Source organism: Mycobacteroides saopaulense, assembly GCF_001456355.1.
In the GTDB taxonomy this organism is placed as follows: domain Bacteria; phylum Actinomycetota; class Actinomycetes; order Mycobacteriales; family Mycobacteriaceae; genus Mycobacterium; species Mycobacterium saopaulense.
In genome coordinates this window covers 2546322-2559748 of record NZ_CP010271.1, presented here as the reverse complement: position 1 = coordinate 2559748, position 13427 = coordinate 2546322, and the positions used below count along the sequence as shown (strand labels likewise).

General features: G+C 66.3%; 13 protein-coding genes. 9 read left to right on the top strand and 4 right to left on the bottom strand.

The window, feature by feature from the left end; genetic code table 11:
* Nucleotides 1-53 precede the first annotated feature (53 nt).
* Nucleotides 54-2069, top strand: a complete 2016-nt coding sequence (locus MYCSP_RS12740) for a primosomal protein N' (RefSeq protein WP_088413900.1) — start codon at nucleotides 54-56, stop codon at nucleotides 2067-2069.
* Nucleotides 2070-2080: 11 nt separating this feature from the next.
* Here MYCSP_RS12740 and MYCSP_RS12735 read toward each other — a convergent pair whose 3' ends face one another.
* Nucleotides 2081-2647 (bottom strand): TetR/AcrR family transcriptional regulator, encoded by a 567-nt coding sequence (locus MYCSP_RS12735; protein ID WP_083013343.1) that lies wholly within the window; start codon nucleotides 2645-2647, stop codon nucleotides 2081-2083.
* A gap of 178 nt (nucleotides 2648-2825) precedes the next feature.
* On the opposite strand from MYCSP_RS12735, the gene fmt reads away from it, so the two are divergent.
* Genes fmt through ribD form a run of 4 tightly spaced genes read left to right on the top strand, consistent with a single transcriptional unit; the run spans nucleotide 2826 to nucleotide 6891 of the window.
* Nucleotides 2826-3749 carry a methionyl-tRNA formyltransferase gene (gene fmt / locus MYCSP_RS12730; RefSeq protein WP_083013147.1) on the top strand — a complete coding sequence of 308 codons (924 nt, stop codon included), beginning with the start codon at nucleotides 2826-2828 and terminating at the stop codon, nucleotides 3747-3749.
* Nucleotides 3746-5161, top strand: coding sequence for an RsmB/NOP family class I SAM-dependent RNA methyltransferase (locus MYCSP_RS12725; RefSeq protein ID WP_083013148.1), 1416 nt, complete (start codon nucleotides 3746-3748; stop codon nucleotides 5159-5161). Before fmt ends, MYCSP_RS12725 begins: the two co-directional genes overlap by 4 nt.
* 40 nt (nucleotides 5162-5201) lie before the next feature.
* Nucleotides 5202-5867: a ribulose-phosphate 3-epimerase gene (rpe, locus tag MYCSP_RS12720; RefSeq protein WP_162266360.1), complete on the top strand. Its 666-nt coding sequence runs from the start codon at nucleotides 5202-5204 to the stop codon at nucleotides 5865-5867.
* Between the two features lies 1 nt (nucleotide 5868).
* Nucleotides 5869-6891 carry a bifunctional diaminohydroxyphosphoribosylaminopyrimidine deaminase/5-amino-6-(5-phosphoribosylamino)uracil reductase RibD gene (gene ribD, locus MYCSP_RS12715; protein WP_083013150.1) on the top strand — a complete coding sequence of 341 codons (1023 nt, stop codon included), beginning with the start codon at nucleotides 5869-5871 and terminating at the stop codon, nucleotides 6889-6891.
* Here the strand turns inward: ribD and MYCSP_RS12710 are convergent.
* Together MYCSP_RS12710 and MYCSP_RS12705 are read right to left on the bottom strand one after the other, a co-directional pair.
* On the bottom strand, nucleotides 6859-8403 hold the full coding sequence (locus MYCSP_RS12710; RefSeq protein ID WP_083013151.1) for an MFS transporter: 1545 nt from the start codon (nucleotides 8401-8403) through the stop codon (nucleotides 6859-6861). The genes ribD and MYCSP_RS12710 overlap by 33 nt on opposite strands.
* A complete protein-coding gene (locus tag MYCSP_RS12705) occupies nucleotides 8400-9089 on the bottom strand; it encodes an LppX_LprAFG lipoprotein (RefSeq protein ID WP_083013344.1) in 690 nt (229 codons plus the stop codon). The genes MYCSP_RS12710 and MYCSP_RS12705 overlap by 4 nt, the downstream gene beginning before the upstream one ends.
* A gap of 171 nt (nucleotides 9090-9260) precedes the next feature.
* On the opposite strand from MYCSP_RS12705, the gene MYCSP_RS12700 reads away from it, so the two are divergent.
* The 4 genes from MYCSP_RS12700 (at nucleotide 9261) to MYCSP_RS12685 (ending at nucleotide 12700) form a co-directional block, all read left to right on the top strand.
* Nucleotides 9261-9992 (top strand): Rv1815 family serine proteinase, encoded by a 732-nt coding sequence (locus MYCSP_RS12700; protein ID WP_088415602.1) that lies wholly within the window; start codon nucleotides 9261-9263, stop codon nucleotides 9990-9992.
* A 154-nt stretch (nucleotides 9993-10146) separates the two neighbouring features.
* Entirely contained in the window at nucleotides 10147-11013 is an 867-nt protein-coding gene (locus MYCSP_RS12695; protein ID WP_083013152.1) for a MetQ/NlpA family ABC transporter substrate-binding protein, read from the top strand.
* Nucleotides 11010-12041, top strand: coding sequence for a methionine ABC transporter ATP-binding protein (locus tag MYCSP_RS12690; protein ID WP_083013153.1), 1032 nt, complete (start codon nucleotides 11010-11012; stop codon nucleotides 12039-12041). Before MYCSP_RS12695 ends, MYCSP_RS12690 begins: the two co-directional genes overlap by 4 nt.
* Nucleotides 12038-12700, top strand: coding sequence for a methionine ABC transporter permease (locus tag MYCSP_RS12685; RefSeq protein WP_070910348.1), 663 nt, complete (start codon nucleotides 12038-12040; stop codon nucleotides 12698-12700). Before MYCSP_RS12690 ends, MYCSP_RS12685 begins: the two co-directional genes overlap by 4 nt.
* On the opposite strand, the gene MYCSP_RS12680 is transcribed toward MYCSP_RS12685, so the two are convergent.
* Nucleotides 12701-13417 (bottom strand): hypothetical protein, encoded by a 717-nt coding sequence (locus MYCSP_RS12680; protein ID WP_088413898.1) that lies wholly within the window; start codon nucleotides 13415-13417, stop codon nucleotides 12701-12703.
* Between the last annotated feature and the right edge of the window lie 10 nt (nucleotides 13418-13427).

Sequence of the window (13427 nt, the reverse complement as noted above, 5' to 3'; positions counted from 1 at the left end):
CTCACCTTAGCGGCACGCTCGGAGACGTCGGGCGCGTCTGCTACAACGACCAGGTGACTGCGACGCGGGTGGTGGCCGAACACGAGCCCATTGCTCGGGTGCTGCCGCTGCTCACCGTGCCGCACCTGGACCGCGAATTCGACTACCAGGTGTCGGCGGAACAATCCGATGACGCCCAGCCGGGAGTGCGCGTACGGGTACGGTTCCACGGCCGCTTGGTGGACGCCATCCTGTTGGAACGCCGCTCGGCCAGCGATCATCCCGGCAAGCTCGGATGGCTGGACCGGGTGGTATCGCCGACCCAAGTGCTCACGCCCGATGTCCACAGGCTGGTGGATGCGGTGGCGGCTCGCTATGCGGGAACCCGTGCGGATGTGCTGCGCCTGGCGCTGCCACCGCGCCACGCGCGTGTCGAGAAGGAAGTTCGCGCGGCCTTCGACGAGGGCGTCACGGTGCCGACCCCGGACGGTTCGGGCTGGGCTCGCTATCAGCGCGGCGAGCGATTTATGGAGGCGTTGTCGCAGGGCCGGGCCGCACGCGCGGTGTGGCAGGCGCTGCCGGGCGAGGCCTGGTGCAACCGGCTGGCCGAGGCCGCCGCGGCGACGGCAAGCGCCGGCCGGGGAGTGCTGGCGGTGGTCCCGGACCAGCGAGACATTGATGCGTTGTCCGCCGAATGCATGAAACATGTTGGTGCACAACATGTGATTGCGCTATCGGCAGAGCTGGGCCCTGCCGAGCGATACCGGCGCTGGCTGGCGGTGCTGCGCGGTACCGCGACCGTGGTGATCGGTACCAGGGCTGCAGTGTTCGCGCCGGTGGCCGACCTGGGTCTGCTGATGGTGTGGGACGACGGCGACGACAACCTCGCCGAGCCCCGGTCCCCATACCCGCATGCCCGAGACGTCGCCATGCTGCGCGCACATCAGCTGCGCTGCGCCGCGGTGATCGGCGGGTATGCGCGCACGGCTGAGGCCCAGGCGCTGGTGGAGAGCGGCTGGGCACATGACCTGGTCGCTGCCCGGCCCGTGGTCCGGAAGGCCTCGGCGCGCATCAGCGCGCTGGACGACAGCGGGTACGCGCAGGAGCGCGATCCGGCAGCGCGATCGGCACGCCTGCCGATGATCGCGTTGACGGCCGCCCGGGACGCACTCAAACGTGGGCACTCGGTGCTGGTCCAGGTTCCACGCCGCGGCTATGTGCCGGCACTGGCCTGCACGAAATGCCGGACTGTCGCGCGATGCCGGCACTGCACGGGCCCGCTGGCGTTGGAAGGACCCGGCGCGGCGCACCACGGCGTCAGCCCTACGTGCCGATGGTGTGGACGGGTGGACGCGGACCTGCGATGCGCCCGCTGCGGTTCCACCGCGGTACGCGCCGTGGTGGTGGGGGCCCGCAGAACGGCTGAGGAGCTGGGCAGGGCGCTACCGGGAGTTCCGGTGGTGACGTCCGGCGGCGGTGAGGTTCACGCCACGGTCACCGGGCCGCCCACCCTGGTGGTGTGCACGCCCGGCGCAGAACCCTTGACACCCAATGGATACGGCGCGGCGCTGCTCTTGGATGCCTGGGCGCTGCTGGGTCGCCAGGACTTACGCGCCGCCGAGGACACCCTGCGCAAGTGGATGGCCGCGGCCGCGCTGGTGCGCGGGCAGGAGGAAGGGGGAACGGTTGTGGTGGTCGCGGATGCCACCCTTCCCACGGTGCAGTCGTTGATCCGGTGGGATCCGGTGGGGCATGCCGCCGCCGAGCTGGCGGCGCGCGCCGAGGTCGGTCTGCCCCCACAGGTGCACCTCGCGGCCATCGACGGGCCCTCGGCGGCGGTGGGTGCGCTCATCGAGACCGCCGATCTTCCCGAGGGCGCGGAACTGCTGGGCCCCGTCGACCTGCCGGTAGGGGCGCGGCGACCTGCCGGGATATCCGATGGCGTCGAGGTGGTGCGCATGCTGGTGCGGGTTCGACGCACCGCAGGCCTCGAGATGGCCGCGGCTTTGCGCCGTGGAGTGGCAACGCTGAGCGCACGGCGCGACGCCGAACCCGTCAGGATTCAGATCGATCCGCTACACGTGGGGTGATCCGGCGAATATCAGCTATTTGCGGAGACGAGATTGGGCTGGTTGGCGATTCCCGTTGCGAATGTCTCGACGATGTAGCCGATGAGCTGTTCCTTACTGATAACCCGAGATGCGCTCCACCAGTTGATGGTCATCAGCACGCCGCCCACCGCCAGCCGGGACCAGATCGGCGCCAGCATGATCATGTGTTCGTCGGGAAACTGTGCGTGCAAATGCTCCTCTGTCACCTGCGCGATGAGGTCGAAGACCCCGTGGTCGAGCTGTTCCTGGGCAGTGAGGTCTCGATCGAGTGCGATGTACAGTTCCGGTTCCGCGCTGATCCAGTCGATGACCAGAGCGGAAAATGCCCGGATCTGGTCGCGCGTATCGCCGACCATGCGGTCCTGCCATGCCCCGGAGATCAGTCTGTCGGCGTGGCGCCTGCTCAGCGCGCGCAGGAGGTCGGCCTTGGTGGGGAAAACCGCGTAGCAGGCAGACCTGGCGAACCCGGCCTCCCTGGCTACCTCGGCAATGGAGACAGTGCCTCCACTGTTGCGAATCGCCCGCTCTGCGGCATCGAGCAGCTCCTCGGTTCGCAGTCTGCGATCGTAGGGAGCGCCGCTCGGCCGGCCTCGTCCTCTGGTAGCCATCGAAATCATGCTATCGGATGTATCCAGACTATCTATCCCTATCCTGGGCGAATCTTGGCGGCCGATCCCGGGGATGCCGGTACGTCGGGATTCGATGTGGACGGTGCGCCCTTCCTAGACTGACGCGGTGCGCATAGTGTTCGCCGGTACTCCGGCTCCGGCATTGCCGTCGCTGCGAAGGCTGCTGGCATCCCGTCACGAGGTCGTGGCCGTGCTGACCCGGCCCGATGCCCGTGCGGGCAGGGGCCGGGCCTCGGCAGCCTCGCCGGTCGCCGAGTTGGCGCGTGAACACGGACTGCCGGTGCTCACCCCGGCGCGGCCCAATGATCCTGAGTTCGTCGGTGAACTGGCCGAATTGGCTCCGGACTGCTGTGCGGTGGTTGCCTACGGAGCGCTGCTCAAACCCGAGCTGCTGGGGGTGCCCACGCACGGCTGGGTGAACCTGCACTTCTCGCTGCTGCCTGCGTGGCGGGGCGCTGCCCCCGTGCAGGCAGCCATCGCGGCCGGCGACGAGATCACCGGTGCGACGACCTTTCTCATCGAGCCCGCATTGGACAGCGGACCCGTCTACGGAGTGGTCACCGAACGAATCACACCCAGTGACACCGCAGGCGCGCTGCTGGGTCGGCTCTCCGAATCCGGGGCGGGCCTGCTCGAATCGACAATGGACGGGATCGAGGAGGGCGCGTTGGTGGCGGTGCCGCAAGTGGCCGACGGGGTAAGCACGGCTCCGAAGATCACCGTGGAGCAGGCGCGCATCCGCTGGGATCTGCCCGCACAGGCGATCGACCGCCACGTCCGGGCCATGACTCCCGAACCGGGCGCCTGGACCACGATCGGCCAGACGCGGGTCAAGGTCGGACCGGTGGGAGTGGAGATCGGTGAGGAACTGGTGCCCGGCGCCATCGCGGTCCGCAAACGTGACGTACTGGTCGGCACCGGCACCACGGCGGTCGCACTCAACGAGGTGCAGCCTCAGGGCAAGAAGCTGATGAACGCCGCGGACTGGGCGCGTGGCGCACGACTGGACGGGCAGGTGCGCGCACTGTGAGCACGCGTCCGCCGCGCCGCCGGCCCAATCAGGATTCTCGCCGGGTTTCACGCTCGCAGGATCGTCCGCGCCGCAAGCTCGATCCACCACGCCAGGCCGCACTCGACGTGCTGCGGGCGGTGTCCCGTCAGGACGCTTACGCCAACCTGGCCTTGCCCGCGCTGCTGCGTGAGCGCGGCATCACCGGTCGCGACGCCGCGTTCGCGACCGAGCTCACCTATGGAACATGCAGGGCTCGGGGCCTTCTCGACGCGATCATCGCTGCGGCAGCGGATCGCTCGATCGACCAGGTTGACGAGGGGCTGCGCGACCCCTTGCGATTGGGTGCCTACCAGCTGCTGCGCACCCGCGTCGAGCCTCATGCCGCATTGTCGACGACCGTGGACGCGGTTGCCGTCGAATTCGACCAGGGCAGAGCAGGTTTCGTCAACGCGGTGTTGCGCACCATCTCGGGCCGCGATGAGTCGGGATGGGTGGCCGAGCTGGCTCCTCCGGAATCGGACAGAGTCGGCCGGTTGGCCTTCACGACGGCGCATCCCCGGTGGATCGCTCAAGCGTTTTCCGATGCGCTGGGACCGGCAGGTTCGGAACTTGCCGAGGTGTTGGCCAGTGACGACGAGCGCCCGCTCGTTCACCTTGCGGCCCGTCCGGGACGTATCGATGCCGAATCGCTGGCCGAGGCGGTAGGCGGCACCGTCGGTCGGTACTCGCCCTTCGCCGTGTATCTGCCGGGCGGCGATCCGGGCCGGTTGGAGCCCGTGCGCGACGGCCTCGCGCAGGTGCAGGACGAAGGCAGCCAGCTCATCGCACGTGCGACCGCGCTGGCCCCGCTGGACGGTTCCGACGAGCGGTGGCTCGACCTGTGCGCCGGTCCCGGCGGCAAGACGGCGTTGTTGGGTGCGTTGGCGGCCGAACGTGGCGCACAGGTCACCGCTATCGAGGTCGCCGCGCACCGCGCGCAGTTGGTAGCCACCGCCGCGAAATCCCTACCGGTGACAGTGCTCACCGTCGACGGGCGCGAGAGCGGGTTGGCGCCCGCCTCATTCGATCGCGTATTGGTCGACGCCCCCTGCACCGGGCTCGGCGCGCTGCGGCGCCGCCCGGAGGCTCGGTGGCGGCGCCAACCGGGCGATATTCCGGGCCTGGTCAAGCTACAGCGCGAATTGCTCTCCAGCGCAATCGAGTTGACCCGGCCCGGCGGGGTTGTCGTGTACAGCACCTGTTCACCGCATCTAGCGGAAACCGTGGGAGTGGTCTCCGATGCGGTGCGGCGTCATGCGGTAACCGCCGAGGATGCTCGCGTGCTGTTCCCCGGAGTGGACGGTCTCGGCGACAGCGATGCGGTACAGCTGTGGCCACACCGGCACGGCACTGACGCCATGTTCACCGCCCTCCTGCGTAAACACCCCTGAAGCGGCACATAAGCTGAACGGCATGTCTCACCGCGTTCCCATGATCGCCCCGTCGATCCTCTCCGCCGATTTCGCACGCCTCGCCGACGAGATGGCGGCCGTGGAAGGGGCCGACTGGCTGCATGTGGACGTGATGGACGGACATTTCGTACCGAACCTGACGCTGGGTCTACCCGTTGTCGACAGCCTGCTGGCCGCTACAGATATCCCGATCGACTGCCACCTGATGATCGACAACCCGGATCGCTGGGCACCTGGGTACGCCGAGGCGGGGGCGCACAACGTGACGTTCCACGCGGAGGCTACCGACAACCCCATCGCCGTCGCCCGTGACATTCGCGCCGCTGGGGCCAAGGCCGGACTGAGCATCAAGCCGGGCACACCGCTGGAGCCATATCTTGAGGTGCTCAAGGACTTTGACACGCTGCTGGTGATGTCGGTGGAGCCCGGCTTCGGCGGGCAGTCCTTCATCGCGGGTGTTCTGGACAAGGTGCGCGCCGTGCGCAGGCTCGTCGATTCCGGAGAGCTGACCGTGCTGGTGGAGATCGACGGAGGAATAAACGCCGACACCATCGAGCAAGCCGCGGAGGCGGGGGTGGACTGTTTCGTCGCGGGTTCTGCCGTCTACGGGGCGCAGGACCCCGGAGGGGCGGTCCGGGCACTGCGTGAGCAAGCCGCCAGGGCGGCAACACATTTGGCCCGCTGAAATGGGTGCCCCGATAGGCCTGGACGCCGCGATGGATCTGGCGATCCGGGCAGCCGAAGAGGTCAAAGGCAGCACGTATCCGAATCCGCCTGTCGGCGCGGTCATCCTGGATTCATCTGGAGCGGTTGTCGGGGCGGGTGGCACACGCCCGCCGGGGCAAGAGCATGCCGAGGTGGTGGCGCTGGCGCAGGCCGGTGATGCCGCGGTGGGTGGCACCGCCGTGGTCACCCTGGAGCCATGCAATCACCAGGGCAGGACGGGCCCCTGCGTGGATGCTCTGGTCGCGGCCGGTGTGGCGCGCGTCGTCTACGCGGTCGCGGATCCCAATCCCCAGGCCGCCGGGGGAGCGGAGCGCCTGCGCGGGATGGGGATCGAGGTAATCGACGGTGTCGCCGCTGACCTCGTCACGGCCGGACCCTTGCGAGAGTGGCTGCACAAACAGCGCACCGGGCGCCCTCACGTCACCTGGAAGTACGGGGCCAGCGTCGACGGGCGCAGCGCCGCCAATGACGGCACCAGCCAATGGATCACCAGCGAGCAGTCCCGCGCCGACGTGCACCGGCGGCGGGGATTCGCCGATGCCATTCTGGTGGGCACGGGCACCGTATTCGCGGACGACCCGCAGCTGACCGCACGCACGCCCGACAATGTGCTGCTGTCTCACCAACCATTGCGTGTGGTGATCGGAATGCGCGAGGTGTCCTCGGATGCAAAGGTTTTGAACGACGACTCGCACACCATGGTGATCCGCACACACGACCCGGCCGAGGTGATCGCGGCGCTGGGCGATCGCACCGACATCATCCTGGAGGGCGGCCCGACACTGGCGGGCGCATTCCTGCGTGCCGGCCTGGTGGACCGAATCCTGGCCTACCTGGCGCCGATGCTCCTGGGAGGCAACGTCCCCGCCGTGGAGGACGTGGGCGTCACGACCCTGTCACGAGCGCTGCACTGGGAGTACGACCAGATCGAGCGGATGGGCCCCGACGTGCTACTGAGCCTCGTCCCGCGACTTCCGGTGTGAACCGATGAACAGCGCGATCACCGCGCCGATCACACAGACGATTGCTGTTATCGCGAACATCTCGCTGTACATCTCGCTGTACGCGGTGATGCTGCGGTTCAGGAGCTGCATTTGCAGCTCGATGAAATTAGGCTTTCCGGTCGGCTTGGGTTCCTTGGCGGCCAGCGCATCGAAGTTCTGGTAGAAGCGGTGAATGCCCCAACCACCGAGGGCAGCCATGCCGATGAGCATGCCCGTCATTCGAGCCACCACCACGAGTGCTGATGCGATGCCGTGCTGAGCGGCGGGCACAACCCGCAGGGCCGCAGATGACAGCGGTCCGATCACCAGGCCCAGACCCACACCGGCGACCACCAGGTCGGTGTCGAGCCGAGGCAGCGTGAAGAGCCCGAAGTTGTGCACGGCATCCAACACATCTACCGGCCAACCGGAGATCAGGTAGTACCCGAACGCGGCGATAAGCAGGCCGACGACCGCGATGATCCGGTCGCCGAATCGGGTCGCGAGCCAGCCGCCGATCACCGCCCCGATCGGCAGTGCGACAAGGAAGCGGGACAGCAGGAAGACCGCGTCGGCCTTGTTCATCTGCAGCACTCCCTGCCCGAGCAGCTCGATGTTGACCAGTGTCACCATCAGAGCCGCACCGGCGGCCAGGGACGCGGCCAACGCCGCGAAGAACGGGCCGAACCGAACGCCTTCTGGCTTGATCAGCCGGGTTTTGGCCCGGGATTCCCAGACGATGAACGCCAGGAATGCGACCCCAGATCCGATCAGAACCGGCAGGGCCCACTCGGGTAGTGCCGAGACTTTCGGATCGGGGCTGTACAAACCCACCACCAGGAGCGCTAATGCGACGGCCAGCAGTGCACCCCCGACGACGTCCACCTTCGGTCGATTCGGGTCGTGCTGGTGCGCGGGCACGCTGAACTGGACCAACACGATGGCGATGATCGCCAACGGCACATTGACCCAGAAGATGGCGGTCCAGTGGCCGAACAGCCACACGCACAGCACGCCATACAGCGGGCCGAGCACGCTGCCCAGTTCCTGGGCGGCACCGATACCACCGAGAACGGTCGCGCGATTGCGTTGCGCCCACAGATCGGCGCCCAGAGCCAGCGTGACCGGAAGCAGCGCGCCGCTGGCTACACCCTGAATGATGCGGCCCGTGACCAGCATCGTCAGGTCGGTGGACAGCGCTGTGACGACAGAACCGATGGCGAACCCGGCCAGTGCCAGTTGCAGGATCAGACGGCGCCCGAATCGATCGGAGGCCTGTCCCAGCAGCGGCATCGCGGCGATATATCCGAGTAGGTAACCCGTGACGATCGGAGTGACCTGTTGGATGTTGTTCAGCGCGATGCCGACGGTAGTCATGATGTCGGTGAAGACACTGACTACGACATAGGTATCCAGGGCACCCAGGAGCACCGCCAGGCTTCCGGCGCCGATGGCGATGCTGCGATGCCGCAGGGGCAGGGAGGTACCGGGCTCCGTCGCTGTGTGCGTCACAGGGCGGGCTTGTCGACCGTGACCGGCTTGCCCCAGTCGGACAACGACATCTCGATGGTGTTACCCGGCGAGGTGTCGACGCTGATCTTGGTCAGCAGGTGCTTGCCGTCCTTCTGGATCCACGCCTTGGCCGGAATGTCGGCGGTGAGCGTGGTGCCGCCGGTGAAGGTGTTCAAGGCGTCCTTGCTCATCGTCCCGGTCACGAGAACCGAATCGACGCCGTCGACGGTCTCGACCTTTTGGGACTTGGCATCGGTGATGTTCGACAGCAGGTTGGCCAGCCCCTTGTTGGGGTCGAGGATCAGTCCGATGTCGTAGATGTCCTTGACCGGTCCCATGCTCGTGTAGGTGGTGCTGAGCTGGGCGAACAACTCACCGTCCACCACGACGAACGGCAGTTCCAGCCCCCCGGTCTTGGCGGTGCCCTTGGCGGCCACAGCCGGGGTGGTGGTCAGATCGCCGGTCAGGTCCGACAGCTTCAGGGTCGGCTTGTCGCCGGTGACCTTGAGCACGATGTGCGTGCTGGTCTGGGTTTTGGTGGTGGCCGCCGATTCGCTGAGCAGCGTGGCGGCCTCGGGCAGGCTGGGGTCGGCCTTCTCGGTCTTGGAGCAGCCGGCCAGGGCGATGGCGGCGACGGCTAGGGAGATGGCTAAGGGGACGAGTACGAGTCGGATGCGGTTGCGCATGGGACCGATCGTAGAGGCTGACCGCGACCACTGGGAGGCTCGCGACACGACGATGTTGCTGGCGATGAAATTGACACCCCAGCAATCCGACGCCATGCTCATTTGCAGGGCGGGATTGTCAACCGAGGGCTGGTTGTGGTGAAAAACGTGAGCAGAGCACTGGCATGTGGCATGTCCGCGGTTGCCGCTGTCGCTGGCATTCTTGTTGCTTCACCTGCGCTTTCAGCCGCCGATCCAGCCTCGGAAGCTCCTCCCAAGATTGTCGCTTTCCCGGGCATGTCGATTGTCCAGGGGGACAGTCGTTGCACGCTCGGCTACGTCGATCCGATATCGAGAATCGGCCTGACGGCGGGACATTGCAACGCCACCGGAGCGGTCACCGATCTGGGCGGGAACCGTGTCGGCGAGGTCTTGTTGATGAGTCGCAACCTGCCAACCGGCGGTGCGATCGGCCCGGGAGACGTCGTTTCGGACTACGAGGGCATCACGTTCGCGCCCGGGGTGGAATTGAGCAGCAATCTGCCCAACGGACTCGCACTGCGGATCACGCAGAACGCGGGCCCCGAGCCGGGGCTCCCGGTGTGCCTGATGGGCTCGGTGTCCGGTGAAACCTGCGGCAAGGTCGACGCGATCAACAACGGTTGGTTCACCATGACGGATGTCGGTGGGCAGCACGGTGATTCGGGCGGACCCGTGTACACCATCACCCAACCCGGACAGGCCCTACTGGTGGGTATCTATTCGTTGCGCTGGGGCGGTAAGCCTGCCGCCATGTCGTGGTCGGCGATATCGGCTCAGATGCAGTCACAGCTGGTCGCGCAGATGCCGGCCGCCGGACCGGGTAATGGTGGCCCCGAGTTGCCTGCGCCGCCGCTGCCGTCGGCGGTCCCCGCGGCGTCCTAGTCTCATTCTGTTTCATTCTCGCGTTTCGACAAGGCGCACTGCGCTTTTCCTTCTGGTACTGTGGCGCCGTTCTGAGGCCTATTAACAATTTGCTGCGCCTTCAGATATTTCACAATGTCAACCATTGTGATCACGCTGAATTTGAAAGGCTGATATGAGACGTATTGCTATTGCACTGGTCCTGCTCGCGGCAGGATTTGGCGGCGTCGCCTGCTCTGGCGGCGATAGCAGCAGCGGAAATGTCGTGCGTATCGGCACGACAGAGGCAGGCAAGGACTCCTGGGATGTTTTCGTCGACGAGGCTGGAAAAGCGGGAATCAAACTCGTCACCACCAACTTTACGGACTACAGCCAGCCGAATGTGGCGCTCACCCAAAAACAGGTCGACGTGAATCTATTTCAACATCTTCGTTTCCTGGCTGAATATAACGTCGCGGATAATGCGACGCTTGCACCGGTAGGTGCCACCTATATCGTGCCGCTGGGCCTGTATTCGCAGAAGCACAAGGCGCTTGCGGATATCCCGCAGGGCGGACAGATCGCGATCCCCAATGATCCGCCGAATCAGGCTCGGGCACTGTTCGTGCTGAAGGCGGCCGGGCTCGTCGCTCTCAAGGGCGAACGTACGACGCCCAGTGTCGGGGATATCGACAAGGGGGCTTCCCGAGTCAGCGTGACGCTGGTGGACGCGGCGCAGACGCCGTTGTCGCTCAAATCGATCGATGGCGCCGTCATCAACAACACCTATCTGGCGCAGTCGAACATCGACCCCAAGAGTGCGCTCTATGCCGACGATCCGGCCAGTCCGGGGGCCGAGCCCTACATCAACGTCATCGTGGCGCGCGCCGAGGAGAAGGACAACCCGACGTATCAAAAACTTGTCGAGGTCTTTCATTCGCCGGCGGTCACCGAGGCATATGCCAAGGAAAGCAAGGGAACTCAGCTTTCGGTGACAAAGAGCGGCCCCGACTGCGCGGCCATCTTGGGGAGGATCGAGCAGCAGATTCGCAGCGAAAAATGACCGGTACGACGCCGCTGATCCGGTTCGAGAACGTCACCAAGTCCTTCCAGGTAGGCAAGAAGACGGTGACCGCGGTCGATGACGTCTCGCTCGACATCGCCGCCGGTGAGGTGTTCGCGATGATCGGCTACTCCGGAGCCGGAAAGAGTACGTTGGTGCGCCTCATCAACGGACTGGAACGCCCCACCACCGGCCGCGTGGTGGTCGACGGGGCCGAGGTGAGTGCTCTGGGGGAGCGCGAATTACGCGGTGTGCGTACGGATATCGGCATGATTTTTCAGCAGTTCAATCTGTTCCGGTCCCGAACCGTGGCGGGGAACATCGCCTATCCGCTCCGGGTTGCCGGGTGGTCCGCCGACAAGCGCAACGCGCGGGTCGCCGAGCTGCTGGAGTTCGTCGGGCTGGCCGATAAGGCCAAGAGTTATCCGGACCAGCTCTCCGGTGGACAGAAACAGCGTGTCGGGATAGCGCGGGCGCTGGCGACCTCGCCGTCGGTCTTGTTGGCCGATGAGGCGACCAGTGCGCTGGACCCGGAAACGACCGGCGATGTGCTGCGCCTACTGCGGGCGGTCAACGACGAGTTCGGGGTGACCATCGTGGTGATCACCCACGAAATGGATGTGGTGCGTACGGTCGCCGACCGTGTCGCCGTGCTGGCCGACGGCAAGGTCGTCGAGACCGGAACCGTTTTCGACGTGTTCTCCACGCCGCAGAGTGAGGCCGGCAAGCGTTTTGTCGGGACGGTGCTGCAGAACACCCCGAGCGGCGAAGATATCGCGCGAATAACGCAGCGACACAAGGGAATGATCGTATCCGTCGAAATCAGTGAGGGTGTGCAGATCGGCCCCGCGCTAGCACGCGCGACCGAACTCGGCGTGCGCTTCGAGGTGGTCTACGGGGGCATCACCACGCTGCAGTCGCGCTCCTTCGGCAATCTCACACTCGAGCTGGAAGGATCTGACGATCAAGTGGCGCAAGTTATCTCAGACTTATCGGCTGTGACCACGGTTCAGCAGGTGGGGCGATGACAACCAACTGGGAGCGGTTGCGACCGCAGTTGTTCGAGGCCTTCGGAGACACCTTGTACATGGTGTCGATCACCCTGGTGGTGGGAGGCCTCATCGGGTTGGGCCTGGGCGTGCTGTTGTACACCACCAGATCCGGTGGCTTGCTGCAGAATCGGGTGCTGCACACCCTGCTCAACGTAGTGGTGAACATCGTGCGGCCCATTCCGTTCGTGGTGCTGATCGCGGCGCTGGGGCCCATCACTCTCGGGGTGGTGGGGACGACGATCGGCACCACGGCCGTGGTGTTCGTGATGATCGTCGCCGCGTCCTTCGCGATCGCCCGCATCGTCGAACAGAACCTGGTGACCATCGATCCCGGCGTCATCGAGGCAGCGCGCGCCGTCGGCGCCGGCCCGCTGCGCATCATCGTGACCCTGTTGGTACCGGAAGCGTTGGGGCCGTTGATTCTCGGCTACACCTTTGTACTGATCGGCATCGTCGACATGTCCGCGATGGCCGGCCTGGTCGGCGGTGGCGGCCTCGGTGACTTCGCCATCGTGCAGGGCTACCAGCGCTTCAACTGGCAGGTGACGATCGTCTCGACAGTCATCATCATCGTGCTGGTGCAGGCCGCGCAGTTCTTCGGAAACTACCTGGCGCGCAAGGCGCTCCGGAGATAGTTATGCGGGAGGGGTCGGCGGCGCCGCGGCAGGCAGGGGTGAGCCGGGAGCGGGGGGAGCGGCCGGCGCGCCTTCGGGTGGCTCGGGTGGAGTCCAGTGCCACTGCTCGGGGGCCGGTCCCTGCGAGTCATCGCCGAGGCCGGGAATGCGGGTTCCGGGCGGCGGAGCGGTTCCGGGCAGCGGCTGGTTGAGCGATTCCTTGGTACCGCGGCCGACGATGCCGCCGCGCCACTGACCGTCCTGAACCCCGCGGATGAGCCGTCCCAGGTACTCGCCGCCGGAAACGTCGGCGTTCTCTTCGCCGGGGGCGACCCCGTACACCTCGCCCTTGCCGGGCTCGGCGGGCTTGAGGTTCTGCGGCAACAGGTACTGGTTGTTCAGCGCCCGGGTGTTGGGGGTGACGACCGGAGGAGTGGCACCCGGCGGGGCCGGCGCCGCTGGTGCCGGGTTCTGGCCGATCAGGTTCGGATTACCCACGATGGCGAGGTTGGTGGGGATGCCACCGGGCCCCTGCTCGGTACCGGACAGCGCCAGAGGGTTGCCGATCTGAGACGGCGGCGGAGGCTCCGGTGGTCCCGGAGGTGCGGGAGGAGCCACAGGCACGGGATCGGGTTCGGGATCTGCGGAGGCGGTCGCCGCGGAAGCGAGTAACGCACCCGCGGCCAGAGCCGCAGCCACCCCGATCTTCACGATGGACGGATGATCGGGGTTCCTCATGGCTGCGTCT